Source organism: Lyngbya sp. CCAP 1446/10 (genome assembly GCF_026130175.1).
Classification (GTDB): Bacteria; Cyanobacteriota; Cyanobacteriia; order Cyanobacteriales; family Microcoleaceae; genus Microcoleus.
Map to the genome: position 1 here is coordinate 59471 of NZ_JAIGNI010000017.1, position 24293 is coordinate 83763.

The following is a 24293-nucleotide window of genomic DNA, read 5'->3' on the forward strand; positions in this document are numbered from 1 at the left end:
TTGTAGTTTAAAACGATCTGATGTCATGATTTTGCAGCATCCCAATAAATTTAAGCATTAGTCGCCTGAAGGCTGAAGGCTGGGTGCGGCAGAATTAAACAATAAAAATATGACTTGGGTGGCACTTTTCGTAAGTAGATCGCCCATTGGTGGTAACGCCCCATAGATCGATCGCTCGTCAAGGGACAGTGGCATATAGATTGACGAGTTGTCCGGGTTGGGCTTTGGGTGCTGGTTTGACAATACTCGAATTCGGGCGATCGCCCGCTGTAAAATAGGCATTACAGTCTGGTTAAATATACTTTTAGCTGTCACTCAATCATCGGCTAAAAATATAATGAACAACTGTAAAATACCAAAATTGTAGTATAATATACAGCAATACGGTTCACTTAAGACTGATCCCCCCTAGCCCCCCTTCTTAAGGGGGGGACAAGAGTATTTTCAAAGTCCCCCTTCTTAAGGGGGATTTAGGGGGATCTCCGAGCAATAAACAGCGCTAACTGAACAGTATTGGAATATACAGATATTAGAATTCAAAGTGCGATCGACTATGCTTACTCTATCTCCCGAATTAAAAGAAAAATTAGCAACTCCGCTCAAAATCGGCGACTTTGAAGTCAAAAGCCGCGTCCTGCAATCGCCCTTATCCGGCGTTACCGATTTGGTATTTCGCCGCCTGGTGCGCCGCTACGCACCGGATTCGATGATGTACACCGAAATGGTGAATGCTACGGGTTTGCACTACGTGAAGCAACTGCCGAGAATTATGGAAATTGACCCAAACGAGCGCCCAATTAGCATTCAATTGTTTGACTGTCGCCCGAATTTCTTGGCAGAAGCGGCGCAGAAAGCTGTGGCAGAAGGAGCGGATACTGTTGATATTAATATGGGCTGTCCGGTTAACAAAATTACTAAAAACGGCGGCGGTTCTTCTTTGCTGCGAGATCCCGAAAATGCCGAGGCAATTGTGCGGGCGGTTGTGGAAGCTGTAGATGTTCCTGTGACTGTTAAAACTCGCATCGGTTGGACGGATAAAGAAATTAATATTTTGGACTTTGCCAAGCGGATGGAAGATGCGGGAGCAAAAATGATTACTATCCACGGCCGCACTCGATCGCAAGGTTACACTGGCCCGGCAAAATGGGAGTGGATTCGCCGCGTTAAGGAAGTTTTATCGATTCCCGTTATTGGTAACGGAGACATTTTTTCAGTGGAAGCAGCGATGCGGTGTCTGGAAGAAACCGGCGCTGACGGAGTGATGTGTTCGCGGGGAACTTTGGGCTATCCTTTTATGGTGGGAGAAGTTGATTATTTCTTGAAAACTGGTGTGGAAAAGATACCTCCGACACCAATTGAACTCCTCGAATGTGCTAAGGAACATCTGCGGGGTTTGTGGGAATATAAAGGTGAAAGCGGTGTCTGTCAAGCGCGCAAGCACTTAACCTGGTATGCTAAGGGTTTCCCCGGTGCTGCTGAATTACGGGGCCTGTTGGCTGTGGTAGAAACGGTGGAGCAAGGTTGCGATTTGATCGATCGCGCGATCGATCAATTGCCCGCATAAACCTTGAAACAAAACCCGCCTCTGCCGGTTAAAATTTAAGACACAGTTAGAATTTTGTGTGTGGGGAAAGCATGGATTCATTAAAAGGGCGAGATTTATTAAGTCTGGCAGATTTAAGCATTGATGAATTAAATTATTTGCTGGATCTAGCAGCCAGTTTAAAATCAGGAATGGTCAAGCTGAAACGCAATAAAGTTCTCGGCTTGTTATTTTCCAAAGCTTCAACACGAACGCGGGTGAGTTTTACTGTGGCAATGTATAAATTGGGAGGGCAAGTAATTGACCTCAATCCCAACGTTACGCAAGTCAGCCGCGGCGAACCCTTGGTAGATACAGCCAGGGTTTTAGACAGATATTTGGATGTTTTGGCCATTCGGACTTTCGATCAAAAGGATTTAGCAACATTTGCCAATTATGCAAAAATTCCTGTGATTAATGCCCTGACAGATGACGAACATCCATGCCAAGTGTTGGCGGATTTAATGACAGTCAAAGAGTGTTTTGGTAAGCTGGAAGGAGTGACATTAACTTATTTTGGCGACGGTAACAACATGGCAAATTCGCTGATGTTAGGCTGTGCAATGACAGGGATGAATGTCAGAATTGCTTGTCCTGAAGATTTCCGACCAAATCCTGAGATTGTGGCAAAAGCTCAGGCAATTGCTAATGGAAAAACAGAAGTTATTGTGACTGCTGATGCGGCAGCGGCGGCGAAGAATGCTCAAGTTATTTATACTGATGTTTGGGCGAGTATGGGACAGGAAGAGGAAGCGAAACTCAGGATTCCTTTGTTTGAGCCTTATCAGGTAAATGAAAAACTTCTAGAGTTATCCGATCGCAATGCAATTGTACTGCACTGTTTGCCGGCACACCGGGATGAAGAGATTACGGATGCAGTAATTGAAGGTTCGCGATCGCGCGTTTGGGATCAAGCGGAAAATCGGATGCACGCTCAGCAAGCTTTGTTGGCTGCGATTCTCGAAAGCGATTAGATAAGATCAGATTAGACGGCGGTTGAAACCGCGTCTACACCGACAAAACCCAGATGGTGCGTGGGTTGAAGAGTAGGCGGTTAAAATTACGTGATATTCTGAGTCTTCCGTTATTTCAAGCGCCGTTTTATCTGAACCGTATTGGATTAAAATCGACTGCAATTATTGTATTAGTTTGATGGCGGTTTTCAATTTGATATAATCGGTGGCAGCATTTCCTGAATTGCGATATTAAAAGCGGGAAATTGCAGCGGTGAAATGCTCGCAATTTCCCCAATAATTACTTCGCTTTGATATCCATCTTCAGCGGGTTCTCTAAAAATGTGCAGTTGTCTGTCATTTACATTTAGTACCCAATAATCGGCAATTCCAGATCGCGCGTAGATTTTGGCCTTAATTTCGCGATCGTAAGCCAAGCTGCTGTCTGCCACTTCGATAATTAGATATACTTCTGAGGGAGTCGGATGGTGAGTGGCGTAGTCCAAGGGATCGATTCTGACTACGGCGATATCGGGTTCTGGTTCGGAATTGTCATCGAGGGCGATCGGATCTTGAGTATAGACAGCAGCCAGGTTTTCGAGAAGAGCGCGCAGAAGCGTCGCAGTGCGTCTAGTTGCGGAAGTATGGGCAGTTCCTTTTGCACTCATTCTGATAATATTTCCTGAAATTAATTCAACTCGTTCCTCTGGGTGAAAAAATCCCATCTCTCCCAGCTTCTGATATTCTTTAACTGTCCATTTGCGGAGCGTGAAAGGAGCTTCTGTACTCAGCATAGTTCCCTCGCTAATTGATAATTTTATTGTAACTCATATCTTAGATCAAATCCAGTAACATCGGAATTATGATTAGCAGAAATGATGAGACGGCAATGCCGTGTCCCTATAATATTATTTTGGGTAGAAATGAGGAGACGGCAATGCCGTGTCCCTACAATATTATTTTGGTTGGGTAGGGACACGGCACTGCCGTGTCGTCTATATTCTGGTGCAACCGGAATTGATATTTAACTGGTTCCCAGGCTCTGCCTAGGAACCACTAGAATGAGTAGATTAAGAGGCTCCGAAATTCACTTTTGTGACTCCGCCAGCGACAACATTAACTGTTTGTTGAATTTGACTACCGTCAACTTTCAACTGATAAGAACCGGGCGCAAGCTCGATCGCCCCAAACCATCCTTTACCATCCGCGCGCAGTTGCCGCGCCTTGCTAGTAGCATCGATCGCCTGCAATGTCAAACTCGCACCGTCGCAAGTTCGATCGCACTGCTGCAAATTTCCGGCGATCGCCCCAGCAGTAGGCCGCGACTTCCAAGGCATATCGGGAACCGCTGCCGGCATTGTCCACACCGGCTGAGTTTCAACGGTTCTGCCCGTAGCGCCGTCAACGTATTGACTCGGCTGCGAGAGGGCGGTGTAAAATAGATCGTTGCTTTTCGGCAGGTATTTCCAAGGCTGACGGGGTAAATCTCTGCTGTTGCCGCCAGTTCGCAGTTCAACGTTGGTGTACACGTTGCTGCTAGCGTAGGAATACAGGACAGTACCCGCAACGTGATTCCCAAGGGCTGAAGGGGCTTCGGCGCGGCGGACTTGCGAAAGGGTGTCTTCGATGTAGTTGAGGTAATTGCCGGGGCCGATCGCAATTTGGCGGTTGTACTGGTGGTTTTTGGCGTACTCGATCCAATTGTCGTAAGCGATTTTTTGCGATCGCTTGTATTCGCGCTGGTAAGTCATCGGCATCGCCATGTCGAGAATACCTTCTTCTAGCCAAGCGCGCCAATCTTGCAAGACTTCTTTGTAAGGTTGAGTTTGCATCCAGTCGCGATCGTTTTTCGGGCCGTCTCCCCAGGCGATGGTGGCGGCGGTAATTTTCACGCGCGGTTTAATTGCTAGGGCTTCTACATAAAGCTTTCGTACTAAATTTGTCACCTGATCGCGCCGCCACTGCATCCACAGGGGATCTGTGGGTGCGGGTTTGCCCGATCGACCGTTTTGCTGGTTGAAACGGGCGATCGAAGTCGGATTGTAGCCCCAATTCGGCCCAGCGTAGCGCACGTAATCCAACTGTACGCCATCCACATCGTAGCGCTTCAGCAAGTCCAAATAGACGGAAACAGTATAATCTAGGGCGTCTGGATTACCGGGATCGAGGAAACCTTTAGCTTCGCCGCCCGAAGTCAGCATCGCCCAATTGTCCTTTCCTGAGGCATTGGGCCCGTGTTTTTGCCAAACGTGACCGGCGGGAAGTTTGCCACCGGAAACTACTGGTAGCGTCACCATCCAAGCGTATACTTCTATACCTGCGGCGTGGGCTTTGCCGATCAAATCTTGCAGGGGATCGAAACCTGCTGGAACATTGGGATCGGTGGTGCGGGGTTCGATCGCGCTCGTATAAAAAGCATCGCCACGGCGGCGGACTTGGGCAACGATCGCGTTGGCATTAGCCCTCTGCGCGTCTGCAATCAACTTTGTGACTTCTTGAGGGGTTTTGAAACCTGGGTTGAATGCGTCCACCCAGAAGGCCCGAAATTCGCTGGTTTGGGTTTGTGGGGGGAGAGTTGCGATCGCCCGTGAAGGGAACAAGTTTGATAACCAACCGGGAGTCAGCAGAAAACTGATTGTTAAGCCGATCGAGAACAGGCTTGACAAAAAGAATGTTTTGGTTTTTCGCATGAGGAATGTGTGAGAGAGCGTTTAACTGTCCTTTACGGACTTTTGGTTTGAGCGTCCGCTTGACATTTTCGCACATCGGTGCAAGTTTGGGCGAAAATACACTGAACTGGCGATCGCTTATACTTAACTCTGGTATTTTCTATACAATCGCTCTATTTTTTCAATGTACGAACGCACTGATCCTGAGATTGAAGCAATTCAAGAATTCCTCTCGCCACACTTTGGAACTGACTTTGAGCCTGACGAACTGGCAAATAGCGAACAGACAATCATCGAACAGGTATTGGAGTATGTAGGTAGCCGGTTTACCCGGATGAAGTATATCCTCGGTCTTGCCCTTGATTTTGCGATCGTTGCACAGCGTCTATCTAATGTTGATGACTCTGCCAAAAGATTAAGAGAGCATCTGACAATTGAACAATTATTTCAACGCTATCAAGTTGTCACTGAACGGGGAGAACAACAGGCAAATACACTAACTTTAAAATTTGGTCAATCAACTCAAGTAGGTATCCGACGTATAGAAGAGTCACTTGTTCAATTTTTTCACAGTCTCAATCGTTCAAAATATCCCAGTGCTTATGTTTACAATACAGGTCAATGGCAAAAGTTTCAAGACCTACTGATTCTCTGTTTTCGTCTGTCCGAGTCGGGACGATTTCAACTCTGCCAACAACTTATTGATTTTGGTCTTGAACGATTGCCAAAGAACATATTTGTTACTAGAGAATCTTTACGAGTTCGTTTATTTTCCGAGATTGTAAGCAATTACCCGCGCAGCGATCCAGATGAGAATGGAGGTTTAGTTTTTCAAGCCATTGCTTGCGGTTATTTCAAAGCCGATCGACCTCATCTCAGCTTTGTCGTTGATAAGGTACGCACAGGTTCGTCCAGACAGCGGCGTTTTGGAGATATTGACTGTTATTATGGCCTGGATCTAGAAATATCAATAGAAGTAAAAGACTGTCACATTTCCCTGAAGAACCTCAAGCAACAATTGGGAAGTTTCCAGAAACAAGTAACAGGCAATCAAATCCTTGGTGTGGCTTTTGTACTCTCCATAGATGGGGAAGCGAGTTCTGTACTTAGCGACAGCGGTATCATTTCGTTCGCACAAGACGAGCTCATTAAATCCGTGAATATCTGGGATTGGCAAAAGCAGGATGCAGCCGTGCATGAAATGCTTCACTATCTTGCTCACGTTGAACAGAATCCTAGTGCTGTTGGCAGGCTGCTGGCATTTATTGGCGATCGAGATCCCCAACACAACTCTCTTACTTATTATCAAAGTTAAACTGTGATTTCAAGAGCAAGCTGAATCGGAAAAATTAACTCTGAATTGAGTGGCTTTATTTTTTGCGATCGGGCTCTAACAATTTCATCATCTGAATGGCTTTGATAAGCCTTGACAACTTCCTTTCCTACCGCCAATCCGAGTAGTGGCGGTACGGCATTTCCGACTTGAAGGTACTGTGATGTTCTCGAACCAATCACCTCAAAATCATCGTCAAAAGATTGCAGCCTCAATCCTTCGCGGACAGTCAATCCCCGATGCTGACTTGGATGAGTGGATCGTGCAGACGAAGGTTTTCTCATGTTAGATGTTACAGCAATAGCTGGTTTATCACTAGCTAGTCGAGCATAGCTATTGTGAAAACCGCTGGCTGGTTGAAGGCGATCGGGAATTGACTTTCGGTTGCCACCATCTGGGATATACTTCAGAATCTCAATTAACTTTTGTGAATGATTGGCCGCCTCGTGATGTAGCAGTATATTGGCAGTTTTTCGTCTAGCTATTTGATAGTCAGTTTGCGGCATAATCTGGTAATTTTTACAAATTTCTCCAGCATTTAATGGCGGCAAATCTGAAATTGCATCAGCTACATTCACATAAGAGTGAGAACTTGGCAGTGGAAATTCAGGCGGCAACAATCCATCAAGCCAACCTATAAAAAAAGCACGTTTTCGCAGTTGTGGTACGCCGTAGTCAGCCGCTTTTAAAAGACGACATTTCATGTGATATCCGATATCAGCAAAGCTAGCAATGACTGAATCACGCACCTTGCCTCCCTGCATTACCAGCATTCCTTCAACATTCTCGATAATCACATAAGCAGGACGAATTTCAGCCACCAAATCGCGAAAATTACGCCATAAAGAATTGCGAGGATCTGCGCTTTCTCGCTTGCCAACGGTGCTAAATCCTTGGCATGGTACTCCCCCAGTAATAATATCGATTTCTGCTACCGAAATTTCAAAGAACTCCTCTATCTCGGAAACGGTTGTCTGTGTTAAGTCAGATAGCAAACAGGGAAGTGGAGATAGGTTACGTTCAAAAGTTTGTTTGGCGTTTTGACAGTAATCTATGCCGCCGATTGCTTGAATGCCAGCACGTTTAAAACCCAGAGTTAACCCTCCAATGCCGCAAAACAAGTCAAGGCTACGCGGAAAATCCTTTGTTTGAGTTTTTGTCATCGTTAACTACCTCTTGAGAGAACTATATAGAAAGTCAACATACTTTTGCGAACTTACGGCACTTCCGACTGGGATAAGAATGTCCGCGCTGACTTCGTTCATTTTAACGGAGAAAATCTTTTGCAGGCTTATTCCAAAAATGAAGATATGCGTGAGTCAGAATGATGCTAAAATACACTGTTTGTATGGCTGCCGCTCGCATCAGAATAACATATACTGTGATGCCAGCGGTTTAATTGACCGGAATTCTCGATCGCACTCAGTAAACCAGATCAGTAAATCAGATCAGTAGTTAGCCCAAATATGTCTGCAATGGAAAAAAAACAAATCGATGGATTGTGGGTATCAGTATTGTACTTTGCTCAAGGTCTCCCTTACACCGTCGTTAATTTAATGTCGGTGATTTTTTTGAAAGGGATGGGAACCAGCAACGAGATGATCGGATTGACAAGTTTGTTGTCTTTTCCCTGGGTATTAAAAGGTTTGTGGGGGCCCCTCGTTGATATGTATTCCACTAAACGCAAGTGGATTTTAACAACGGAAATTATTTCTATTTTTCTGTTTGCGTTGCTAGCTTTTGGTGTATTAACGCCGGAACCTGTTATTATATCACTGGTGATATTTACGGCGATCGCCTTTGTGTCCGCTACTCACGACATCGCCATTGATGGATTTTACTTAAACGTTCTGAATAAAGACAAACAAGCGCTTTTTGTCGGCGTTCGCAACACCGCCTACAGGGGGGCAGTCATTGCCGGCAGCGGTGTATTGGTGTTCTTAGCAGGGAAAATAGCAGAACAGCATTTAGTAACAGGAACTGCGGGCGATACGAAGGTATATCAGGACATTCAGTTGTCACTTTTGGGCTCGTCTTTTAGCGTGTCTGCGCTTAAATATGGCTGGGCGACAGCCTTTGGCATTTGTGCCATTATATTTGTGCTGATTTATCTGTTCCAGCGCTGGTATCTTCCCTATCCTAAAAATTATGCTGTCGAAGCGGGTGCACCGCAGCGGACAACGAGTTTTATCGAGGCATTTAAAACTTATTTCGAGCAAGATAAAATTGGCTGGATTGTGACTTATGTCTTGATTTTTCGATTGGGCGATGCCTTAACATTCAAAATGGCTCCTCCTTTTTTAATGGATAAAGTTGAGAAGGGAGGGTTGGCAGTTTCTACGTCGCAGATGGGTTTGCTATCGGGTACTGTCGGCGTGATTTTTCTGTTAATCGGAGGATTACTGGGCGGCTATTTGATTGCAAAACAAGGATTGAAAAAATGGATGTGGCCGACGGCAATTCTGCAAAATTCAACTAACGTGCTGTATTGGCTGTTGGCAATACATCAACCGGGGATTGAATGGGCTTATGCCGTAAATTCGATCGAGCAATTTACTTACGGACTTGGTGTAGCTGCCTATACAGTGTTCTTAATGCGGACTGTTCGCCCCGAATATGAAGCATCCCACTACGCGATTACAACGGCTTTTATGGCCGCAGGAGTGCTGATTCCGGGCGTTTTTAGCGGCTACTTACAGGCAGACTTGGGCTATCAAAATTATTTCTTGTTCAGTTCACTGGCTGTGATTCCCGGTATGATGACGATTTTCTTTTTGCCGCTAGAAGATGAGTACAAATTAGCATCTATGCCCCGGCCTGGACTGGACGATCCAGATTAATTAAATTGTATCTGTTGACTTTCCTACTTGGCGCCCATAAAATAGAGGACACAACATTGTTGTGTCCCTACCGCATATCTTTAGTGCTAATCGCCAACTAAATCGAAATAAAATCGCTAGCTGTAATCGGACTATTTAGTATGCCGAAGAAACTGGCAATAACTTCACCACTGCTGGCAATTTCGATGGTTGTTGAAATATCGCCTTGAGTAATTCTCAGTTGGTTGAAGCTCAAACCTTTGGTCAAACCAATTAAATCTTGACCCTGTTGAAAGTCTAGAAGTGTATCTGTACCTGCACCTGCTCCTAACACAAATACGTCGCGTCCAGCGCCACTAATTAAGATGTCTGCACCCACTGCGCCAACTAGGGTGTCGTCCCCGTCTCCCCCGTTCAAATTGTCATCTCCTTTGCCACCGAATAGCTGGTCATTTCCTAGACCACCAGTGATAATATCGTTGCCGCGGTTGCCGCTGAGAGTATCGTTTCCTCCGTTACCAGTGATAATATCGTCCCCACCAAAACCTGATGCTGTATTGTTGGCATCGTCGCCTACTAAATTATTAATTTTAGAGAGGTCGAGAGCAGTTCGCATTGCAAAAAAAATTCCCAAAAAAGAGCTTCCCGGAGTAGTTCTTAACTGCTCTGAACTGCTCCGCGATTGCAATGCTTCTCCTATTTCCGGGAGCGCAAAGTCTAAGCCATTTAACAGCTCTAAATAATCTGAATCTGTAAAAGTAAAATCAGGACTGCTCAACTGGTTTACAGAGATTTCTGTCTGAGTCAGGCCGGGAGGAGGAGTTGTTAATAAGCCTAATTGCGTGTGCTTGTCTAACGCCAGCAACGGGTTAATAATCGGGTTAGTAAATGTTTGTAAAACAACTTTTCCTGGCAGAAAAGCTTCTCCTCCCAAACTAACAAAATCGCCGCTAACTATGTAGTGAGTTACATTTTTTCCCGCGCCGGCTTTCTGTGTAAAAGTATTGACTGTGCTCTGAGCAATTCCGGGAGAATTGAAGGTGACAACATCTCCGATCGCAGATGTGAATTCTGTGGCGGCTAGCTGCGTTAGGGCGCCGCCCAAGCTGTGTCCGAGAAGGTCTGGCGGCAAGCGGCCGGGGTTTTTTGTTGTATCTTGACCGATTTCTGTCAGCCAAGTTCCTAAGGCTTGTTTGTTGGCTTCAAATTGGTTGAAACCGACGCTTCGCTTGTCTGCGTTGGCAAGATCGTCTACGAGGGAGTCGGTGCCGCGAAATACTAATACGGGCGGTTTGTCTGGGGTGGTGGAAATTAAGCCGATCGCGTGAAATCCAGTTCCCGGATCGTCAAAAGTGCGATCGATTTGGTAGCCGGCAGCGCTCAAACCAGTTTGAACGACAGTTTGAAACTGGGGGTTGTTATCTATGTAAGCAACTTGTTTCGCTAGATTTTCGTAAACGGCGGGGGAAGAAGGCATATTTTTTATTTCCTGTGGTTGAATCGGGAATTAGTTGTTAACCTGGTTAATTCATTTTACTGTAAACTGGATTAATTAACAATATTAATTTATTCAATTTTGCAATTATAAAATTATCAAAACAACAAGACAAGCCAAACGAATTTAGTAAAAAATATTACTTATTTTTTACTAAATTTGGCTCGCTTTTACGATATCCAAACTACAAATTTTTCTCGCACTAAAGCTGCACAAAATCAGTCTGCGTAATGTCACTCGCCGACACGGCTGTGAGAGTAGCAAGAATTTCGCCAGTAATCGGGATAGAAATTACAGCTCCGTCACCACCTTGTCGGACTATAATTAGAGGAAAAGTTAGCCCCCGCGACAGTGCAATTAAATCTTCACCCTTTTTAAAATCGACAATTACATCGCCTCCGCCGCCGGATTCCAGTACAAAGCGATCGCGCCCCGCACCGCCGATCAAAATATCGTTGCCAAACTCGCCGGACATCAAATCGTTTCCCTCGCCACCCTCCAAATAATCGTTATCTCTGCCGCCGTACAAGAAGTCCTCACCGCGATCGCCGGTGATGCTGTCATTACCTCGATTGCCTCTAAGAGTATCGTTACCCCCGCTGCCGATAATTGTATCCTCGCCCTTGCCGCCCGTAGCAGTATTGTTGCGAATGTCGCCCAATAAATAATTCGATTGCAGAGGAGCTAAACCGAATTGCATTTGTCTGATTAAGTCCACAAAAGAAAATTCTGAGGCTGTTCTCAAACTCTCTGCACCCCCTCTGGTTCTGATTGCTACTGACACATTTGCTAGGGGAAAATTTAGCGCAGCGATCAACTCGTTAAAATCTGAGTCGTTGTTACTATAGTTAAACTCGATACTGTTTAAGTTTTCGAGGGAAATTTGCCTCTGAAAAAAATCTGCGGGCGGAGTAGTTAACAAATTTTCGGTTCGATGTTTTGCCAAAACACTTAAGGGATTAATAGTCGGGTCAGTAAAAGTTTGGAGAAATACTTTTCCCTGTATAAATGCTTCGCCAAACAAGCTGACAATATCTCCGCTGACAATGTAGTGACTGACATTTTTGTTGCCTGCTCTACTGAGATTTTTCCGAAAATTGCTGGCGATACTCGCTGAGACTCCGGGAGAGTTGAAAGTCAATATATCGCCGGTCAGAGATGTGTATTCGCTGGCGACAATTTGAGCGATCGCTCCGCCCCAACTGTGTCCGATGACATCTGGCAATAATTTGCTGGGGTTTTTGGCAGTATCTTGACCGATTTCTGTGAGCCAGTTTTTGATACTATCTTTGTTTTTTTCAAATTCTGGTAAGCCAATGTCGCGGGAGTCGGAAAACATAGCGTCGCCGTCGATGAAGTCTGTACCTCGAAATACTAGGACTGGCGGTTTTGTGGGGTCGGAGGAACCGAAGCCGATCGCATAAAATCCGGTTTCTTTGTCGTCGAATATGCGATCGATATAGTAGCTGTTGGTGTCCAGGAAGCGCGAAACTTGATTTTGCGCGTTCGGCTTTTGATTCAAAAAAACAATTGACTTAGCCAGAGCTTCGTAAACAGCAGGCGAGGCACTCATAATATTTTATTTGGTGTTTGTTGGTATTGGCGATCGCTCTGGTTTTGAGCTAATTTTCCACTGCCCGCCATTATAACTGACAGATTTTTATGGTAAACTTGATCATATCTACTCAACAATCATTTTTGTGCAGTTATGGCTATCATTCGTCAATACATTGCTCCACTTATAGCGATATTAGTATTTTTCGTGGCTCTGGTAGCAGTCAGCGCTCGCATCTTTTTGCCGGCTGACATGGCTGCCCCGGCACCAATTGAGGAAGCGATCCCCCAAAAGCAAGCGACAGGAGTTAATCCAATTTTCTTGGGGCTAAATTATTCCCCTCTCCGTGTCCGCTAAACCGATGTCAGCCGAGATATTACCGGGCTACGGGCTGCGATCGGGTTCTGGACTCGATCGCGCAAAACTGCTAAAGTTCCTGCACCATACTTACCGAGAGCTTTACCCCGATCGGGAATTGGGACATTTGGCTCAAACTGTCGAGCAGTATTTTTCTAACCAGACGCCGCTTTGGTGGGTAGAGTGCCTGAAAAACAGCCAGAAAGAGGGAGAAAGTTTTTCTGTACTCCCCTCGCAGTCTGCCAATCTCAAATCGATTGTCGGATGTTTGTGGTTGGGAAATGCGATCGACCAAACCACTGGAGAACGCCACGGTCATATTTTTCTGCTCTACATAGCACCGGAACACCGCCGTCAGGGACTCGGTGCAGCTTTAATTATTCAGGCAGAAAATTGGGCCCGTTCAAGGGGCGACAGGCAAATTGGTTTGCAAGTTTTCTTGAACAATCAGCCTGCAATGAATCTCTATCAAAAATTAGGCTATGAGAGTCATTCTGTCTGGATGATCAAATCTCTTTGAAAAACCAGAGGTATTTGTTGGCAGTCAGAACTAGAGTTCGGATTCATCTAAATTATGAGGACTCTTCCTCCAGCAGGGCGAACAATAGGAGGACTTGAGTCTTGAATCGGAATGCTTTTATTGCCCGGAATGCTAATTTATATTGACCGTTGACTGAGTTGCACCCGTAGCATCCTCTGTGCGGTAAAGTTTTTTTATGAACAATAACGACTACCCCAACGCCCTCGATCTTGATACGGAACTGGAAAGCCCTTTGGATCAATTTGACGAGTCCGAACCCGCGCTACCAGATCCAGAGGAAATGCTGCCTTTGCTGGAATCCCCGGAACCTCAGCACCGGATGATGGCGGCGCGGGCTTTTTGCGAATTGCAGGACGATCGCGCGATTTCGCATTTAATTAATTTGTTGAGAGACGGTTGCCCCTTGGTGCGGGTGAGTGCGGCCTATGCTTTGGGGCGAAATCCGAGTCCCGATGCTGTGGAACCGCTGATCGAGCAACTTAACCGCGATTGGAACGGTTATGTTCGCAAAGGGGTAGTTTGGGCCCTGGGAAATTGCACAGATCACCGCGCCTTAGCGCCCTTAATTGATGCTCTGAGAACTGATATTTCGGCGGTGCGTTTGTGGGCGGCGAGTTCTCTGGGTCAAATGGCAAAAGTTGGTTACTATGTGGTGATTGCGGGGATTCCGCCGTTGATTGAATCGCTGCGGGGAGATGCTGTGTCTGCTGTGCGAAGTAACTCGGCTTGGGCGATCGGGCAACTGGCGCGGGAATTGCCGAATAATGTAGTGTACGCTGGGGCGATCGACGCTTTAATTGAATCTTTAGAAGAAGATGCAGATATGGGCGTGCGGGAAGATGCGAAATCTTCCCTCTTGCGAGTCGGCGATCCGCGCGGTTTGCAGACAATTGAAGATTTAGAAATGGAAGGAATGTTATGATCGAATTCCTACAATTAAATACTGTCAGGGATTGTGCACTCCGAATCAAGAAACCGGGTTTTGTATAAAAATACTTGATTGCAGCCAGCAAATTCGGTAAAAAACCCGGTTTCTGGGCTCTGCGTAAGTTTTAAGTGTTTTAAAATTACCGTTTAGCGCGATCGCTTGTGAACTTCATCAATCCCAAAACAGAGTTTGGCTTCAAAAAAATCTTTGCTTCGCCCCAGAGCAAAGAAGTTTTGATTAGCTTCCTGAATGCCATGCTCTACAACGCAGAGCCGACAATTCAAGACTTAGAAATCATCGATCCCTACGCCGCACCAGCCATTACCGGTTTAAAAGACACTTACCTGGATGTCAAAGCCAAAATTACAGGCAACACAACTGTCATTATCGAAATGCAGGTAATTAATGTAGAAGCTTTTACCAAGCGCGTCATATACAATGCAGCCAAAACCTACGCGACTCAGCTAAAACCGAGAGAAGGCTACTCAAAATTAAATCCTCTGATTGCTTTAACAATTACAGATTTTGTGCTGTTTGAAAATACCGAAAAGTTTCTCACCCATTTTGTTTTTAAAGAAGTCGAAGAAAACATCGAATATTACAGAGAAATAGAATTATTTTTTGTAGAACTGCCAAAATTCAATAAAGAATTGGAACAAGTCGAAAACCTGATTCAAAGCTGGGTTTATTTTATCAAAAACGCTACCAAGCTTGATGAAATACCCGAAAAATTTGCATCAATACCCGAAATTAATACAGCTTTTTCAATCGCCAGTAAAAGTAATTTAAGCGTTGATGAATTAGCCGAATTTGAAAAGCGAGAAATGTTTTTTGAAGACCAGCGCGGTGCTATTACTAAAAGCCGCCAAGAAGGCCGCCAAGAAGGCCGCCAAGAAGGTAGAATTGAGGGGCAAATAGAATTAATTATGCGTCAAATAGGGCGGCGCACTGGTGAGATTTCGCCGGAAATTCAAAGTCGCATCCAGCAGCTATCTCCCGAACAATTGGATGATTTAGGTGAAAATTTGTTGGATTTTAGCAGTCAAGAGGATTTGATTGCTTGGCTTGAATCGGTGTCAGCGTAAATTTCTAATTATGTCCGGCAAAAAGGACACGGCAGTGACGTTTCCCCACGGATATTAGGACACGGCAGTGCCGTTTCCCTACGGATATCATGTGTTAATCTAATAAGTCAGGTTCCCGGTGTACAATCATGTCATAAAGCGGTTGAAAGCTAAACCATCCCATGCGGTGCGAGCCTACTTGTTGCTGTGTCAAACGCGCACATTCTGGCTTAATGAGAATCGGTTTTCCCGCTGCTTGGGCCATTAACTGCGCTTGACAAGAACGTTCCATCGAAATAAACCACCAAGCCGCTTCATCTACTGTCTCACCTACTGTTAACAGCCCGTGATTTTGTAAAATAATGGCTTTTTTCTCACCTAAAGTTTTGGCGATGCGTTTAGCTTCTTCGATTTCCAAAACAACTCCGGTGTAATCGTCAAATAAGGCATGGTCTTCATAAAAAGAACAAGCATCTTGCGTCAGCGGGTCAAGCAGGCGGCCCAAACTCGACCAACTTTTGCCGTAGGGAGAATGGGCGTGCGCTGCTGCGATTACGTCGGGGCGGGCGCTGTGCACTTGGGAATGAATGGCAAAGGCTGCTTCGTTTACGGGTTTATTTCCTTCAACTACTTCGCCTTTGTGGTTGACTAAAATTAGGTCGCTGACTCGAATCAAACTAAAGTGCATTCCAAAGGAATTGACCCAGAAATGGTCGAGGTGTTCGGGATCGCGGACGGTTATGTGTCCAGCAATTCCTTCGCTAAATCCGAAGCGACCAAATAACCGAAGTGCGGCGGTTAAACGTTGTTTGCGGTGGCGACGTTCTTCTTCAAATGAGTTGAATGTTGGGGGTTGAAAAGTGACTTTTGGGATTTTTACTGCTATCATAAACTGTTTGGTAATTGGTAATTAGTCAGTAGTCATTAGTCAGTAGTCATTGCTTCGTATTCACTCAAGCGCAAACCTGCTATGTTTTTGCAGTCAAAAGTGGCGTTATTTCCGGGGTGGCGTTCGATTAATTCGATGATTTGTCCGGCGGGGTTTTGCAGAAACCACTGGGTTAATGAGCCGTAGTCTAAAGGTTGATATGACAGGGGTTGAAAGTTTTTATTTTGCCATATTTTAGCAGCATTCTGAACGTTTTCGACTCGAATCGCGACGTGGTGAACTGCTGTCAATCCCCTTTCTTGCTGGAAGCGGTTTTTTTGGTCGCCGGCTGCGTGGGGCGCATCCAATACTATTAAGCCGCCGGCTGGCATTAATAAGGTCATTAAATGCAGCCACAAATCGGAGGGAATGTTAATGTTTGCGGTACAAAAGTTAATGGGAAACAAGTCGGGGCCTTCAACTATTTTGGCGCCGAAGGATCGAAAAGATTCGGCGTAGTCTTCTAGGGCGGCGCGATTAGGAAATGTGATGACAAAGTGGTCTATTGATACTAATTCTCCGTACAGCTTTGTCTCAAATGTCCAGGTTGTCAAAAATTCGGGATTAATAAATTTGGGGTTGAACTCCAGCAAGCCATTTTTTTCGATGAATGGTGAGTCAAGATGGCTGTCAAGGTTGCTGTCTAATTTTAGGGTTGGTAGATTCAAGTTTTTCATGTCTCTCACCCGATGTTATAGCAGTGGACAGTGGACAGTGGACAGTTGACAGTTGCAGAATCAGGAAATCAAACCGTTTAGGCTATGGGTTAGGAGGCTCTATTCATGAGGTTATTTATGTCCTAACCGCTGTGGCGATTGCTATAACTGTGCAAAACAGCGAATTTTGTCTCCAGGCTGAAGTTGACGCACATTGAGTGCGCCTTAATTCAAAAATAACACAAAATTTAATACAGGCAAGCCGATCGCCCGATCGCCACTCCCAAATCTATAATCCCAAATCGGCTGATTTGCCGATCGCCATTCCAGCCAACCACGCCGTAGTCCAAGCACTTTGGAAGTTGAAACCGCCCGTCACGCCGTCGATATCCAAGATTTCGCCAGCAAAGAAAAGTCCCGGACAGCGGCGGCTTTCCATTGTCTTAAAATCAACTTCCTTGAGGTTGACACCGCCGCAGGTGACGAATTCTTCCTTAAATGCGCCTTTTCCTGAAATCTGATATTCGCCTTGAACGAGCTCTAGCAAGAGGCGATCGAGGGCTTTGTTGGATAAATCAGCCCAGCGTTTTTGCTCGTCAATGCCGATCGAACTTGTCAAACGTTCCCAGAGGCGCCGCGGCATCGGAAACGGACAGCTAGACACGATCAAGCGGTGCGACAACTGCGATTTGACCGCTACCAGTTGCTGCCGCAAAACCTCCCCATTGTACTGGGGAAGCCAATTAATCAGCACAGATGTTCGATAATGGCGATCGTGCAAAAATCTCGCGCCCCAAGCCGAAAGTTTGAGTACAGCAGGCCCGCTTAAACCCCAGTGAGTAATTAACAAAGGCCCGCTTTGTTCTAATTTAGCACCAGGCAATTTTACCTTAGCATTCGGAACCGAAACTCCGGCTAAATCTTTGATTCTGTTGTCAGCAATATTAAAAGTAAATAGAGAAGGAACGGGCAGTTCTACAGTATTACCTAACTCTTTTGCCCACTTATAACCCGACGGATTGCTACCTGTAGCGAGCAAAATGCGATCGGACTGCAATATCTCCCCCGATTTCAACTCAACTTCAAACATAGAGGCAGTGTCCCCGCGGCCGTCTTCTGCACCGTTCCCCATTAACTTCCTTAATGAAACGACTGCATCGCCCGTGCGAATTTTCACACCTGCATCCTCAGCGGCCCGGATCAAACAGTTAACAATTGTCCCCGAATCGTCTGTGATCGGAAACATTCGCCCGTCTTCTTCTGTTTTCAATTTCACACCGTGACTGGCAAACCAATCTACAGTATCGCGGGGTTGAAATCGACTAAAAGCACCGCGCAGAGCTTTCCCTCCTCTGGGGTAATTCTGGACTAAAACACCTGGATCAAAACAAGCGTGAGTGACATTGCAGCGCCCGCCGCCTGAGATGCGAACTTTTGCCAGGAGTTGGCGGCCAGCTTCTAGTAAAGTGACGCGGGCCTGCGGGTAGGTTTTCGCGCAGGTAATCGCACTAAAAAAACCTGCTGCACCGCCACCGATGACTGTAATTTTGAGCATTCGATCGGACAAATTTTTTCTCGCTTATTCTTCTGGTTCAAAATCGGATTTTGCCGCCCCGCAAGTGGGACAAACCCAATCGTCGGGGATATCTTCAAAGGCAGTACCGGGTTCTATTCCCCCGTCGGGGTCGCCTACTTCTGGATCGTAGACGTAAGCGCAAACGGTACAAACGTATTTTTGCATTTGCTAACCCAATTTTGTATTGTAAGCCTATAGATTATACTTGACAAAGCAACCTAGTGCAATACTAATTTCAAAAGGTAATGCGACTTTCGGCAATTCCCAAACTATTAGGAATTAAGTTTTTCACAAATCTCAAATCTAAAATCTAATTAAGTCTTCCCAAAATCTAAAATCTAAAATTTAAAATTTAAAATCGTCAAAGCCTCCAGAACCGCAGTTCTAGGGGCTAGATTGGATTTTTTATTAGTTTACTGCGATTGAAAGACTAAACTTTGGCTAAAGGCTTAGTCCAAACACCAGTTTCATCTTCTTCGTACTGCTGGTGAATTGCGTCCCAGGCGGTGTGTTCCGCTTGTATCGAGTCGTTGCTTTCGTCAAATGCGGTGTTGTAGGATTCGACAAAGGTTTTTTGTGCTGGTTCCGACAGGTGCGATCGCACTTCTGGAGACAAATCTGCCGGACTGTTGCAGCGACCTTTGACGGCGCGCGGCAGCGTCTTTTCGCTAACTGAAACTTCTTCACCGCCGGCACTTTCTAGCAAGAGTTGAAATTCGCCCGATTTATCTGCTGCGACTTCGGCCATCACGAGAAATTCGCCTGCTTCAACGCGGGTTTGATAGATAGTTGCTTTCTCTTCGGGCATTCCCAAAGCCACTAAAGCGGAGACTAAACCTGCACCGGCCGAACCTGCGATCGCGCCGCTAGCTGCACCCAACAATACAGCACCCAGCGGGCCCGCCGATACTACTGCACCGACAAAGGGAATAAACAGCACGCCTACGCCGGTTAGCAAGCCCAAAAAAGAACCGAATAAGGAACCAAAAATCGCCCCGCTTCGCAGACCGCCTAAAATTACATCTTTTTTAGTCAGAAAGCCGGCAATTTTAGTTTTGGACTGAAAGTTTTTGCCCATTACTGAGATGTGGTCGCGGGAGACTCCGCGATCGAGCAACCGCCGAATTACGCCGTCTAATTGTTCTTCTTCCTTAAATACGGCTGAAACTGTGCGTTCTGCTAGATATTCCTCTGTCATTGTTTCTCCTTGATGGTTTGTCGATTAGTTGTGCTGGTTTTTAGTATAAGAGGACACTGTAGGGCGATCGCATCGATCTTGAGAGAGAGGTGAATGCGATCGGAGATAGTTTGAGGCTCTATCAAAAGAGTTAAGGGATTTTATAATTGGCGATCGTTCATCTTTTACAGACAGTTATTCATCTCTAATATAACCTCCCATAAACTCCAATTGATTTATCATTCTTTCGGCTGATTTGGCAGCCATCAAATGCAAAATTCCTCGCCATTGAGCACCTATTGAGTAACTTTGTCGCGTTGCAACAATAATTCCTGAATGAGCAATTTTTAGTTCAGCAAAGATTTTGTGCAAGCGGCAGAAATCTCCCATATTAGCAGTGTAAATGACCCGCCCTTGCTCCGTTGCCCAGATTAACTGCTGCTCATCTGAAGAGCTAAGTTTGTTCGCGTCTGGAGTAGTCATCACATCTACACCAGAATTCCGCAAAGATTCTACCAACGACAGATTGCCAGAATCTTCATCAATATAGAGACGAATTTGACTCACGATAAATTACCTGCCATATATTCAGCTTCCCAATACTGGCACTCTTGGTAGTACGCTGCTATATCAGCCTCGATTTCCTCTTTATTAGCATGATAATAAGCCAATCCCGCATAAATTTGTGCTAAGGTCAAGTGCGGAAATTCTTCAGCGATTTTTTCAGGAGTCATTCCCGCTTTGTAGTCAATGGCTATGCTTTGCACTGACATTCTTGTACCTGCGATGCGGGGACGGCCGCCACAAGTTCCCGGCGTGCTGACAATTAGCGTTCCAATATCAACAGCAGTTGTCATATTGACCTCGATTGAGTTAACTTGATTCTATTATAACGCAGCTTCATTTCTACCCGATCGCATTCAACAAGGTTAACCAATGCCACTAGCACCTTTGTTTCCTGTCGTTCATCCCATTCTCAAATCTACCTTTCCCGGATGTTTGTGGACGGGAGATATCAACAGCCGAGAAATAGCCCTCACATTTGACGACGGGCCGCACCTGCATCACACACCTCAACTGCTAAAAATTTTAGATAAATACCGCATCAAAGCGAGTTTTTTCTGGCTGGGATTTTGCGTTGACAGACATCCAGAAATTGCCAAAGAAGTGTACGATAGCGGACACTGGATCGGTCTACACGGCTACCAGCACGTATCCTTTGCCAAACTCAAAACCCACGAACTAAAAAATAGTTTAGAAGACACGCAAAAAGCTATTAGCAAAGCTTGCGATTTAGACCCAAAATTAATCCGCGACGTGCGGCCGCCGAATGGCATTTTTATACCGCGAACATTAGAATTATTGCAGCAGTGGGAATATCGCCCGGTAATGTGGAGTGTCGTCCCAGAAGATTGGGTGCGGCCGGGGGTAATGAAAGTTATGAGTCGCGTCGTACAGCAAACAGAAAACGGTTCAATTATTGTACTCCACGACGGTTATTCCGGCGGCGAAGATGTTGCCGCATCTGCTGATAAAATTATTCCATTGCTGTTGTATAAAGGTTACAAGTTTGTAACAATCGATCGCCTGTGGCAACAAATTTCAGTCTGATGGCGTCAGTGCGATCGCTCCTTTGAACCAAAAAACCGGGTTTTTCAACCGAAATTCATGGTTTTTAGCAAGTAGTGCGATCGAAAAACCTGATTTCTGGCCACCAGTGCGTAAGTCCTAATTCTCATAAATTCATGAAAAAAACACTGTTTGTAGCATCTCTTTGTTTGGCAAGTACGGGATTGGCGATCGGGCTTTATCCTGCTTCCCTCAGTGCTAAAACCCCACTTGTCGTACAGCAGCCAGCCAGTGACCTGTCCGTGCCTGCGATCGACTCAAAACGCCCTCAAGTCGAACTGGTAAATCCGGGAGTGGAGCCCCGACAACAGTTGCGTTTAAAACCAAGTTTAGGTGTTAAACAAACGACTACTATGATTGTAAAAATGGAGATGGAAGTGTCTACAGCCGGCAGAAGTACGAATGTGAATAAAGTTCCGACTATGCTCTTAACTATAAACACACAAGCCACTAAAATTGATGCCAATGGAGATATTCACTACGATTTTTCATACGCTAATGCAGATATTGCTGCCGATACTCCAAATTTGCCAACTGCGGCCCTGGATAGTATGCGATCCGCAGTCAAAAAGTTAGTTGGATTGAAAGGTTCTTTCATCATGGATAGTCAGGGCGGTAATAAAGGAGGTAGCTTTACTTTGCCCGCCGAAGCTGACAACAACTTCAAACAAATGGTTCAAAATATGTCTAAATCCTTACACCAGCTTGCCTCGCCTCTGCCAGCAGAAGCAGTTGGCAAAGGTGCTAAATGGCGCATCTCTTTTCCATCTAATGCAGGTGGCATGAATGTGAATCAAACTGCTATCTACGAATTGATTGGCTTGCAAGATGGAGTTGCTACTCTCAAAACTAGCGTAGAACAACAAGCAAATCCCCAAAATTTGACTTTACCCCAATTACCTGCTGGCTCTACTATGGCCATAAAATCTTTTGTGTCTCAGGGTCAGGGAGAAGTTATAATGCGACTGGATCAATTAATGCCTGTTCGTTCTGTCGTCTCTATAAATTCTAATTCTGAAATGACTATTAAAGTTGCAGGGAATCCCAAAGAATTAACAATGAAAACAAAAATGCTGATGGAGATGACTTTGGATTCTAAATAAGCGATCTATTAGGTGAGAATACCTGATAGGATCTAAAATTTTCTGAAAGTTTCGATCGCAAACAAAGCAAATAGAGGAGGCTGTTCTATGGTTCGATCGCACAAACGTCAAGCTGTCATCGCTTTAGTCGTAGCCCTGGGTATAATCATCGGGAATTTAGTGTTTCCAGGCCTGAATGTAGCCCCAGCATTTGCTGAAGCCAAATTTAAGGATGTCACAAACCATTGGGCCCAAGGCTGCATTGAGGAATTAGCCGATAAAAAAATCATCAGTGGCTACTACGAAGACGGCAGTTTTCGCCCGAACCGCCCAGTCAGCCGCGCTGAGTTTGCGGCAATGCTGCGTAGGGCTTTTCCCGATGCAAAAACCGTTCGCAATCCGATCGACTTTGCAGATATTCCCACGAACTACTGGGGTTATAAACCAATTCGAGAAGCTTATCAGACGGGTTTTCTGTCCGGTTACAGCGGCAGTATTTTTAACCCGACTCTGAACATTCCCCGCTGGCAGGTTTTGGTAGCTTTAAGCAGCGGCTTGAAATATACGCCTACAGGTTCAGCGCCTGAGATTTTGGATGCGACTTTTGAGGATGCGCCGGAAATTCCCGAATTGGCCAGAAATGCGATCGCCGCCGCCGCAGAAAAACAACTCGTGGTCAATTATCCCGCCGTCAAACAGCTAGAACCTACGCGCAATGCTACCCGCGCCGAAGTAGCAACTTTCTTGTGTCAGGCGATCGCCAAACCGGGACAAACAGCCTTAGTTCCCTCGCAATACATCGCCCAAGTGCCAACGAATGTCGGCCCGGCGAGAACCACAGAAACCTCGGAATCTGGGAATATTCGGGCAGAAGTTTCTTTCGTCAAAGAAGGAGAAAATGCCAAAAATATCCGCATCAAAATTATCCGCAACGGTCAAACTTTATTAGAAGAACCAGTGCTAATTCCGACTCGTTCCCTAGTAGACAATCCCGACAAAAAAGCCAACGAAGAAGTATCAGAAGGGCGCTTTTTATCGGTGCGAATCCGCGATTTTGACGGCGACAAAGAACCGGAAGTGCTGGCAGATTTAGTCTCAATCAATAGCGGTGTCCGCTGCTGCAATTATTCGTTTATTTACCGCTACGACCCTGGAGCTAAAAAATACACTCATATCAAGCATTTTTGGGGCAATGTCAGCTACGAAGTTGTCGATTTTGGCAAAAATGATATCCCGGAGTTCAAGAGTCAAGACGGGCGATTTGCAGAGGCTTTTACAAATTATGCGGATTCTCGCTTGCCGCTGCAAATTTGGCAGTACCGCCAAGGTAAAATGGAAGATGTGACTAAGCAGTATCCGGTGGAAGTATACACGAATTCTGCTGAACTGTGGCTGGAATCTAGGAAGCGATCGAGCGAAGACGCAGAGGTAAAAGGGGTGTTGGCCGCTTTCATGGCGAGCAAGTATGTTGCGGGCCAGGAGGCGGAAGGTTGGCAATTGTTGGAGAAAGTTTATCAAGGGCGCGATCGCACTCAATTCTTTGGGAAGTTGCGTGAGTTTTTGGTGAACACTGGTTATGCGAGTAAGTAGATTTGGAGGTTTTTAACCGCAGATGAACGCGGATAAACGCTGATAATATCTGTACGGGCGGGTTTGACGAATAATATCTAATTCCTACTAACAATATTACTAAACCCGCCCCCATACAACAGATAACCAACGTCAATTATTCATCAAATTTCTCGTCACATATTAATTTGTTTAAATAAAGTAAATTACTAAGAACTTGTGAAGAAATACCAAAATTGTTACTTTTTGAAGCGCTAAGGAATGAAAATTTAATAACTTTAGCGTTGGTTAAATAGTCGGCACTGCACGATAATTCCATTTTGGTAGATATTCATCAAAAATAATTTTCATTGTTTCTTTAAATCCATTAGCTACTTTTC

General features: G+C 45.4%; 24 protein-coding genes. 11 read left to right on the forward strand and 13 right to left on the reverse strand.

All coding sequences use genetic code 11. The features are described from left to right. Positions 1 to 57: 57 nt before the first annotated feature. Positions 58 to 282, reverse strand: coding sequence for a hypothetical protein (locus tag K4039_RS10135; protein WP_265235050.1), 225 nt, complete (start codon positions 280 to 282; stop codon positions 58 to 60). A gap of 271 nt (positions 283 to 553) precedes the next feature. Here K4039_RS10135 and dusB point away from each other — a divergent pair, with 271 nt between their 5' ends. Next, the gene (gene dusB, locus K4039_RS10140) at positions 554 to 1564 is read left to right on the forward strand and encodes a tRNA dihydrouridine synthase DusB (RefSeq protein WP_265235051.1); all 1011 of its coding nucleotides are present in this window, start codon (positions 554 to 556) and stop codon (positions 1562 to 1564) included. Between the two features lie 71 nt (positions 1565 to 1635). Continuing rightward, the gene (argF, locus tag K4039_RS10145; protein WP_265235052.1) at positions 1636 to 2556 is read left to right on the forward strand and encodes an ornithine carbamoyltransferase; all 921 of its coding nucleotides are present in this window, start codon (positions 1636 to 1638) and stop codon (positions 2554 to 2556) included. A 188-nt stretch (positions 2557 to 2744) separates the two neighbouring features. On the opposite strand, the gene K4039_RS10150 is transcribed toward argF, so the two are convergent. Continuing rightward, complete coding sequence (locus K4039_RS10150) at positions 2745 to 3329, reverse strand: Uma2 family endonuclease (protein ID WP_265235053.1); 585 nt, start codon at positions 3327 to 3329, stop codon at positions 2745 to 2747. Positions 3330 to 3605: 276 nt separating this feature from the next. After that, a complete protein-coding gene (locus K4039_RS10155; RefSeq protein WP_265235054.1) occupies positions 3606 to 5225 on the reverse strand; it encodes a family 10 glycosylhydrolase in 1620 nt (539 codons plus the stop codon). A gap of 163 nt (positions 5226 to 5388) precedes the next feature. Here K4039_RS10155 and K4039_RS10160 point away from each other — a divergent pair, with 163 nt between their 5' ends. After that, positions 5389 to 6519: a hypothetical protein gene (locus tag K4039_RS10160; protein WP_265235055.1), complete on the forward strand. Its 1131-nt coding sequence runs from the start codon at positions 5389 to 5391 to the stop codon at positions 6517 to 6519. Here K4039_RS10160 and K4039_RS10165 read toward each other — a convergent pair. Further along, positions 6516 to 7700 (reverse strand): DNA cytosine methyltransferase, encoded by a 1185-nt coding sequence (locus tag K4039_RS10165; protein ID WP_265235056.1) that lies wholly within the window; start codon positions 7698 to 7700, stop codon positions 6516 to 6518. The genes K4039_RS10160 and K4039_RS10165 overlap by 4 nt on opposite strands. 312 nt (positions 7701 to 8012) lie before the next feature. On the opposite strand from K4039_RS10165, the gene K4039_RS10170 reads away from it, so the two are divergent. After that, a complete protein-coding gene (locus K4039_RS10170; protein ID WP_265235057.1) occupies positions 8013 to 9377 on the forward strand; it encodes an MFS transporter in 1365 nt (454 codons plus the stop codon). A 97-nt stretch (positions 9378 to 9474) separates the two neighbouring features. Here the strand turns inward: K4039_RS10170 and K4039_RS10175 are convergent, their stop codons facing one another. Continuing rightward, positions 9475 to 10833 (reverse strand): calcium-binding protein, encoded by a 1359-nt coding sequence (locus K4039_RS10175; RefSeq protein ID WP_265235058.1) that lies wholly within the window; start codon positions 10831 to 10833, stop codon positions 9475 to 9477. A gap of 220 nt (positions 10834 to 11053) precedes the next feature. Continuing rightward, positions 11054 to 12424: a calcium-binding protein gene (locus K4039_RS10180; RefSeq protein ID WP_265235059.1), complete on the reverse strand. Its 1371-nt coding sequence runs from the start codon at positions 12422 to 12424 to the stop codon at positions 11054 to 11056. A gap of 135 nt (positions 12425 to 12559) precedes the next feature. Between K4039_RS10180 and K4039_RS10185 the strand changes: the two genes are divergently transcribed. From K4039_RS10185 to K4039_RS10200, 4 genes are all read left to right on the forward strand, one after another. Further along, the gene (locus tag K4039_RS10185; protein ID WP_265235060.1) at positions 12560 to 12763 is read left to right on the forward strand and encodes a hypothetical protein; all 204 of its coding nucleotides are present in this window, start codon (positions 12560 to 12562) and stop codon (positions 12761 to 12763) included. A gap of 4 nt (positions 12764 to 12767) precedes the next feature. After that, positions 12768 to 13283: an N-acetyltransferase gene (locus K4039_RS10190; protein WP_265235061.1), complete on the forward strand. Its 516-nt coding sequence runs from the start codon at positions 12768 to 12770 to the stop codon at positions 13281 to 13283. 196 nt (positions 13284 to 13479) lie between these two features. Beyond that, on the forward strand, positions 13480 to 14226 hold the full coding sequence (locus K4039_RS10195) for a HEAT repeat domain-containing protein (RefSeq protein WP_265235062.1): 747 nt from the start codon (positions 13480 to 13482) through the stop codon (positions 14224 to 14226). 167 nt (positions 14227 to 14393) lie between these two features. After that, the gene (locus tag K4039_RS10200; RefSeq protein ID WP_265235063.1) at positions 14394 to 15317 is read left to right on the forward strand and encodes an Rpn family recombination-promoting nuclease/putative transposase; all 924 of its coding nucleotides are present in this window, start codon (positions 14394 to 14396) and stop codon (positions 15315 to 15317) included. 94 nt (positions 15318 to 15411) lie between these two features. Here K4039_RS10200 and K4039_RS10205 read toward each other — a convergent pair whose 3' ends face one another. From K4039_RS10205 to K4039_RS10235, 7 genes are all read right to left on the reverse strand, one after another. After that, positions 15412 to 16185: a class II aldolase/adducin family protein gene (locus K4039_RS10205; protein ID WP_265235064.1), complete on the reverse strand. Its 774-nt coding sequence runs from the start codon at positions 16183 to 16185 to the stop codon at positions 15412 to 15414. A gap of 35 nt (positions 16186 to 16220) precedes the next feature. After that, positions 16221 to 16901: a VOC family protein gene (locus tag K4039_RS10210; protein ID WP_265235065.1), complete on the reverse strand. Its 681-nt coding sequence runs from the start codon at positions 16899 to 16901 to the stop codon at positions 16221 to 16223. Between the two features lie 268 nt (positions 16902 to 17169). Further along, the gene (locus K4039_RS10215) at positions 17170 to 18435 is read right to left on the reverse strand and encodes an NAD(P)/FAD-dependent oxidoreductase (RefSeq protein ID WP_265235066.1); all 1266 of its coding nucleotides are present in this window, start codon (positions 18433 to 18435) and stop codon (positions 17170 to 17172) included. 24 nt (positions 18436 to 18459) lie between these two features. Beyond that, entirely contained in the window at positions 18460 to 18621 is a 162-nt protein-coding gene (gene rd, locus K4039_RS10220) for a rubredoxin (RefSeq protein WP_265235067.1), read from the reverse strand. A 265-nt stretch (positions 18622 to 18886) separates the two neighbouring features. Further along, a complete protein-coding gene (locus K4039_RS10225) occupies positions 18887 to 19654 on the reverse strand; it encodes a ChaB family protein (RefSeq protein WP_265235068.1) in 768 nt (255 codons plus the stop codon). Between the two features lie 174 nt (positions 19655 to 19828). Further along, positions 19829 to 20200 (reverse strand): DUF5615 family PIN-like protein, encoded by a 372-nt coding sequence (locus K4039_RS10230; protein ID WP_265235069.1) that lies wholly within the window; start codon positions 20198 to 20200, stop codon positions 19829 to 19831. Beyond that, positions 20197 to 20490, reverse strand: a complete 294-nt coding sequence (locus tag K4039_RS10235) for a DUF433 domain-containing protein (RefSeq protein ID WP_265235070.1) — start codon at positions 20488 to 20490, stop codon at positions 20197 to 20199. Before K4039_RS10235 ends, K4039_RS10230 begins: the two co-directional genes overlap by 4 nt. Positions 20491 to 20569: 79 nt before the next feature. Here K4039_RS10235 and K4039_RS10240 point away from each other — a divergent pair, with 79 nt between their 5' ends. The 3 genes from K4039_RS10240 to K4039_RS10250 all read left to right on the forward strand — a co-directional run bounded on the left by K4039_RS10240 (position 20570) and on the right by K4039_RS10250 (position 23934). After that, positions 20570 to 21244 carry a polysaccharide deacetylase family protein gene (locus K4039_RS10240; RefSeq protein WP_265235071.1) on the forward strand — a complete coding sequence of 225 codons (675 nt, stop codon included), beginning with the start codon at positions 20570 to 20572 and terminating at the stop codon, positions 21242 to 21244. Between the two features lie 134 nt (positions 21245 to 21378). Next, complete coding sequence (locus K4039_RS10245; protein ID WP_265235072.1) at positions 21379 to 22365, forward strand: hypothetical protein; 987 nt, start codon at positions 21379 to 21381, stop codon at positions 22363 to 22365. Between the two features lie 87 nt (positions 22366 to 22452). Further along, a complete protein-coding gene (locus tag K4039_RS10250) occupies positions 22453 to 23934 on the forward strand; it encodes an S-layer homology domain-containing protein (RefSeq protein WP_265235073.1) in 1482 nt (493 codons plus the stop codon). Positions 23935 to 24293 lie beyond the last annotated feature (359 nt).

Excerpts from the sequence above, each read along its gene's own strand:
- K4039_RS10135 (WP_265235050.1), bottom strand. The coding sequence starts at position 282 with ATGCCTATTTTACAGCGGGCGATCGCCCGAATTCGAGTATTGTCAAAC.
- dusB (WP_265235051.1), top strand. The coding sequence starts at position 554 with ATGCTTACTCTATCTCCCGAATTAAAAGAAAAATTAGCAACTCCGCTC.
- argF (WP_265235052.1), top strand. The coding sequence starts at position 1,636 with ATGGATTCATTAAAAGGGCGAGATTTATTAAGTCTGGCAGATTTAAGC.
- K4039_RS10150 (WP_265235053.1), bottom strand. The coding sequence starts at position 3,329 with ATGCTGAGTACAGAAGCTCCTTTCACGCTCCGCAAATGGACAGTTAAA.
- K4039_RS10155 (WP_265235054.1), bottom strand. The coding sequence starts at position 5,225 with ATGCGAAAAACCAAAACATTCTTTTTGTCAAGCCTGTTCTCGATCGGC.
- K4039_RS10160 (WP_265235055.1), top strand. The coding sequence starts at position 5,389 with ATGTACGAACGCACTGATCCTGAGATTGAAGCAATTCAAGAATTCCTC.
- K4039_RS10165 (WP_265235056.1), bottom strand. The coding sequence starts at position 7,700 with ATGACAAAAACTCAAACAAAGGATTTTCCGCGTAGCCTTGACTTGTTT.
- K4039_RS10170 (WP_265235057.1), top strand. The coding sequence starts at position 8,013 with ATGGAAAAAAAACAAATCGATGGATTGTGGGTATCAGTATTGTACTTT.
- K4039_RS10175 (WP_265235058.1), bottom strand. The coding sequence starts at position 10,833 with ATGCCTTCTTCCCCCGCCGTTTACGAAAATCTAGCGAAACAAGTTGCT.
- K4039_RS10180 (WP_265235059.1), bottom strand. The coding sequence starts at position 12,424 with ATGAGTGCCTCGCCTGCTGTTTACGAAGCTCTGGCTAAGTCAATTGTT.
- K4039_RS10185 (WP_265235060.1), top strand. The coding sequence starts at position 12,560 with ATGGCTATCATTCGTCAATACATTGCTCCACTTATAGCGATATTAGTA.
- K4039_RS10190 (WP_265235061.1), top strand. The coding sequence starts at position 12,768 with ATGTCAGCCGAGATATTACCGGGCTACGGGCTGCGATCGGGTTCTGGA.
- K4039_RS10195 (WP_265235062.1), top strand. The coding sequence starts at position 13,480 with ATGAACAATAACGACTACCCCAACGCCCTCGATCTTGATACGGAACTG.
- K4039_RS10205 (WP_265235064.1), bottom strand. The coding sequence starts at position 16,185 with ATGATAGCAGTAAAAATCCCAAAAGTCACTTTTCAACCCCCAACATTC.
- K4039_RS10210 (WP_265235065.1), bottom strand. The coding sequence starts at position 16,901 with ATGAAAAACTTGAATCTACCAACCCTAAAATTAGACAGCAACCTTGAC.
- K4039_RS10215 (WP_265235066.1), bottom strand. The coding sequence starts at position 18,435 with ATGCTCAAAATTACAGTCATCGGTGGCGGTGCAGCAGGTTTTTTTAGT.
- rd (WP_265235067.1), bottom strand. The coding sequence starts at position 18,621 with ATGCAAAAATACGTTTGTACCGTTTGCGCTTACGTCTACGATCCAGAA.
- K4039_RS10225 (WP_265235068.1), bottom strand. The coding sequence starts at position 19,654 with ATGACAGAGGAATATCTAGCAGAACGCACAGTTTCAGCCGTATTTAAG.
- K4039_RS10235 (WP_265235070.1), bottom strand. The coding sequence starts at position 20,490 with ATGACAACTGCTGTTGATATTGGAACGCTAATTGTCAGCACGCCGGGA.
- K4039_RS10240 (WP_265235071.1), top strand. The coding sequence starts at position 20,570 with ATGCCACTAGCACCTTTGTTTCCTGTCGTTCATCCCATTCTCAAATCT.
- K4039_RS10245 (WP_265235072.1), top strand. The coding sequence starts at position 21,379 with ATGAAAAAAACACTGTTTGTAGCATCTCTTTGTTTGGCAAGTACGGGA.
- K4039_RS10250 (WP_265235073.1), top strand. The coding sequence starts at position 22,453 with ATGGTTCGATCGCACAAACGTCAAGCTGTCATCGCTTTAGTCGTAGCC.